2 protein-coding genes are annotated in these 2619 nt (G+C 62.5%); both read right to left on the bottom strand.

What is annotated here, in order from left to right; genetic code table 11:
- Positions 1-26: 26 nt before the first annotated feature.
- Positions 27-377: a TusE/DsrC/DsvC family sulfur relay protein gene (locus AB5Y82_RS01195; RefSeq protein ID WP_019446869.1), complete on the bottom strand. Its 351-nt coding sequence runs from the start codon at positions 375-377 to the stop codon at positions 27-29.
- 24 nt (positions 378-401) lie between these two features.
- Entirely contained in the window at positions 402-2555 is a 2154-nt protein-coding gene (gene yccS, locus AB5Y82_RS01200) for a YccS family putative transporter (protein ID WP_108571638.1), read from the bottom strand.
- Positions 2556-2619 lie beyond the last annotated feature (64 nt).

A 2619-nucleotide genomic window follows, 5' to 3' on the forward strand; every position in this document is an offset into this window, starting at 1 on the left:
GTTGTTATGGGATGAGATGCATGGGATCAGATGCACTTCACCGGTTTGGGCAGGCCGCCAATCTTGGTTGCCTGCTTGGCTGGGCCTTCCGGGAACAGCTTGTAGAGGTAGCGGCTGTTGCCCTTCTCAGGGCCGTACTGCTTCTCCATCGCCTTGACCAGCGCGCGGATGGCGGGGGAGGTGTTGAACTCCAGATAGAAGGCGCGCACAAAGCGCACCACTTCCCAGTGCGGCTCCTCAAGCGTGATCCCCTCCTGCGCAGCCAGCACCAGCGCCAGCTCCTCGCTCCAGTCGTTGCTGTTGAGCAGGTAGCCCTTGGCATCGGTCTCGATGAGTTGGCCGTTGAATTCCAGCTGATGTTTTTCGGACGCAGACATGGGGGCTCCTCGCTAATGGGGCTATCAGGATTGGGCGGGCATGGTAGCGCCTTGATCCCCGGTGAGCAACCGGCTCTCGTTGGCCAGATGCAGTAGCTGATCCGCCAGCTCGCTGATCAGGTTGAGCTGCTGGGTCAGCATCAGCTGCTCCTCGCTGCTATCCGGACTTATAACCGGGCACTGACCTCCGATGGAGCTGGAGGGGTTGCCCGCCAGATGACCGGCGGCCTGCTCCAGGGTGTGGCAGATGTGGTGGCGCACCTCATCCAGCCCGCTGATGGCTTCCAGCTTGTCGCGATGAGCCCCCAGCGCCGAGATGTAGGAGAGCAGGGCGTGGTTGCGCCAGGTGAGGGTAAAGCAGAGATCGAGGAAGCGGCGGCGTTTTTGCGGCTCCACCAGCATGCTCTGCCAGGCGGTGGCCAGCTCGCTGTCCGCCAGATGGGCGCTCTTGCGCGCCACCCGATAGTCGATGGATTCGTCCCGCTGCTGCTTGAGGCTCGCCAGCACTGCCGAGAGATAGCGGGCGTTGGCCGAGAGCGAATTGGCGATAAGGGTCGGCAGCCGCTTGTACTGCCAGTCCGGCCAGAGCCAGGCCACCAGCCCGTAGGAGATGAGGCAGCCGAGCAGGGTATCGAGCAGCCGTGGCCCCAGAATGGCAAAGCCGATCCCATCGAGCAGGTTGAACGCCATCAGCACGTAGAGGGTGATAAAGCAGACCGCGGCGCTGTAGTTGTTGCGCACCTGGGTGAAAAACAGGAAGGCGGCCAGCCCCATCACCACCAGCTGAACGTGCAGCTCGGGGAAGAGCCAGAGCACCGGAATACCCACCAGAATACCGGCGAAGGTGCCGAGCATCCGCTGCACCAGTCGGCGGCGGGTGGCGCTATAGCTGGGCTGGCAGACAAACAGCACGGTCAGCAAAATCCAGTAGCCCTTTTCCAGATCAAAGGCTTGCAGTATGCCGTAGCCGATCACCAGCCCCAAGGAGAGGCGCAGCGCATGGCGAAACACCATGGAGTGCAAGGTGAGGTGCTGCTTGAGCTGGGTCAGCAGTGGCAGGCGTGGCGGGCGCGCCAGCGCGGGCAGCTCCTGCTCCGGCTGCTCGGGGTTTTGCAGCACTTCGGCGCTGCCCAGCAGCTGGTTGATGCTGGCCAGATTGCGGCGCAGGAACTTCATCGGCGTCAGCAGGGTTTTCGGGTAGTGCTGCTTGAGATTGGTGAACTCCAGCTGATCGCCAAGGGCCTCAAGCGTCCAGTGGATGCGCTTGTTATGGGCGTAGGGCTTGTGCACCAGAATGGCGTAACCGAGCCGCTGGCACGCCTCGGAGAGTTGCAGGAACACCTCCTGAAACCCTTCCAGTACGATGCCCTGCTTGAGCTCCGCTTCCAGCCGGCTGTAAGGGTAGTGGCTGGAGGTGGCGCGTTCGTGAATTTCCAGCGCCAGCAGGTAGAGGCGCAGCAGGCTGGCAAGCTCCGGGCTGGCCGGATGGCGGCGGCTCAGGCGGGCGTTGAGGGCCGACTTGGTGAGGGTCAGCGCGCTCACCAGATTGATGTTGAGCTGGGCCAGATTGTGGCGAATGGCCTGGGCGCCGTGCTCGTCCGCAGGGAAGAAGCGGGACTTTTCCAGCAGGTAGCGGCCAAGGGCGAAGTAGCTCTGGGCCAGCTGCTCATGCAGGGTCTTGTAGGGCAGCAGCCAGAGCCAGATAAACGAGACCAGCCCGTACCAGAGGGCACCAGCGCCGAGGGCCAGTGGCTGGTAGAAGAGATCCGGTGCCTTGGCGGCACCCAGCATGGTGTAGATGGCGATGAGTAGCGAGCCGAAGCTGATGGTGGCGTAGCGAGCGCCGAGCGCCCCCACCATCACGAAGATAAAGGTGGAGCTGGCCAGCCCGATGGCAAACAGCCAGGGGGTGGGGTAGAGATACTGTACGCACAGGGACGCGAACATGAAGCAAATCAGCGTCATGGCGAGGTTTTTAAGGCGTCCCCACAGGCTGTCGTCGGTTTCGGCGATGGCGCCCGCCACTACCCCGAGGGAGAGCAGCACGGTGAGCTGGATATTGCCGGTGGCCAGGGTGAAGGCGAGCAGACCGAGAATGGCCAGCAGCACTTTGAGAGCGAAGTAGATGTGACTATCGGTCAGCAGTCGGCGCAGCAGGCCAGAGAGATCCATCGGCATGAGACAGGTGAAACCCTTGATCGAAACGAGAGCGAGATAGTAACCCGCCAAGCGCGAAGTGGCC

This window comes from Aeromonas sp. s13, assembly GCF_040907905.1.
Taxonomy (GTDB): domain Bacteria; phylum Pseudomonadota; class Gammaproteobacteria; order Enterobacterales; family Aeromonadaceae; genus Aeromonas; species Aeromonas veronii.

Coding starts and splice junctions, on each gene's coding strand:
- AB5Y82_RS01195 (WP_019446869.1), bottom strand. CDS start 377: ATGTCTGCGTCCGAAAAACATCAGCTGGAATTCAACGGCCAACTCATC.
- yccS (WP_108571638.1), bottom strand. CDS start 2,555: ATGCCGATGGATCTCTCTGGCCTGCTGCGCCGACTGCTGACCGATAGT.